The sequence below is a fragment of the Caulobacter sp. HMWF025 genome (genome assembly GCF_003060965.1).
Taxonomy (GTDB): Bacteria; Pseudomonadota; Alphaproteobacteria; order Caulobacterales; family Caulobacteraceae; genus Caulobacter.
The window spans coordinates 7105-7532 of record NZ_QAII01000062.1; the positions used below are offsets into that span (position 1 = coordinate 7105).

Consider the following 428-nt stretch of genomic DNA (forward strand, 5'->3'; position numbering starts at 1 on the left):
CAGGAGCCGCCGGAGCCGGCGCGGGAACTTCGGCGGCGTGGGCCCCAAGGGCAGCGGCCAGGGCCATCAGGCTGACGGCGGATGCGGAAGCGCGACGGAACATGCGGAAATCCTGAACACCGGCCGGGGGAGCGGCCTTGTTCGTGTGTGTTATGAAATAACATATCTATCCGTCAAGCGGCTTCAGGCTTGACGACGCAAAGGAGCCCGGCTCTGTGGCGCCATGATCATCCGGAATGCATCCATGCCCTGCAAACAGCGTCTCGCAGTGGCCCTCGCGGCCCTCATCCTGACCGGCTGCACCGGCACCCGTCCCTCAGTCTGGCCGTTCGCACCGGCGGTTGTACCGCAGCAGGGTGCCGGCATGGCCGGCTGGACCCCGCCGCCGGCGGGCTATCTGACCAACGCTCCGCCGCTCGACGCCGGCC

Annotated in this window: 1 pseudogene; it reads left to right on the forward strand. The window is 68.2% G+C overall.

What is annotated here, in order from left to right:
• Positions 1 to 244 precede the first annotated feature (244 nt).
• Positions 245 to 428 (forward strand): annotated as a pseudogene (locus tag DBR10_RS19805) (hypothetical protein); the annotation flags it as partial.